The 812-nt window shown below is 49.6% G+C and carries 2 protein-coding genes; both read right to left on the bottom strand.

The window, feature by feature from the left end; genetic code table 11:
* Nucleotides 1–484, bottom strand: a 484-nt coding sequence (locus R8O10_RS24605; protein ID WP_318191871.1) for a ParA family protein, incomplete at its 3' end; no start/stop codon positions are given.
* A gap of 8 nt (nucleotides 485–492) precedes the next feature.
* The coding region (locus tag R8O10_RS24600) for a chemotaxis protein CheB (RefSeq protein WP_318191870.1) at nucleotides 493–812 on the bottom strand (320 nt) is incomplete at its 5' end.

The following is an 812-nucleotide window of genomic DNA, read 5'->3' as shown; positions in this document are numbered from 1 at the left end:
CCAAGCCTTTCATCGCGAGGAACTCAGTCTGTACAGGGATCAAGATACGATCACTCGCCGCGAGTGCATTAACCATCATCACACCAAGGATTGGCGGACAATCGATCAACACGTAGTCGTAATCTTGCGAAACCGCTTGAAGTGCGCGCTTCAAAATCAACCCCATGCCACTGCGGTTACCCATTACGCGGTCTAGCGTAGCCAATGACATGTGCGCAGGAATGATGTCCATTCCTTCCAACTCGGTTTCTAAGATCAACGGCTTAACCGTATCGCGAGTGAACGTCTTTAGCTGAAACAGATCGAACAAGCTTGATGACACGGTATCTGAGTCGTAACCAAGATAAGTCGTCAGTGACGCATGAGGATCGGTGTCGACCATCAATACACGATGACCTTTCTGGCTCAACAAACCTGCTAGTGTCACTGTTGATGTGGTTTTACCTACCCCACCTTTTTGGTTAGCTACACTCCAAACGATCATGATTTATCCTACGCTAAACCCACTTCCACCATCATGCGTTCTGCAATTCGGTCAAGAGGTAAATCTTCAGAAGAAATGCCCGCTTTAGCTACAGCTTGAGGCATACCGTAAACCACACAGCTTTCTTCGTCTTGTGCCCAAATGGTTGAGCCTGCCGATTTCAGCATACGTGCACCTTCTCGGCCATCTGCACCCATTCCGGTGAGCACCATAGAAAGCACTTTGTCGCCGTAAACTTTCGCCGCCGAGCCAAAGGTCACATCCACACACGGTTTGTAGTTCATGCGATCACCGCCATCAATGATGCGAAGGCGAGCAGCACCTGCAC

Origin of the sequence: Vibrio sp. 1727 (genome assembly GCF_033344415.1) — a bacterium.
Taxonomy (GTDB): Bacteria; Pseudomonadota; Gammaproteobacteria; order Enterobacterales; family Vibrionaceae; genus Vibrio; species Vibrio alginolyticus.
This window is presented reverse-complemented; position numbering and strand designations above follow the sequence as displayed.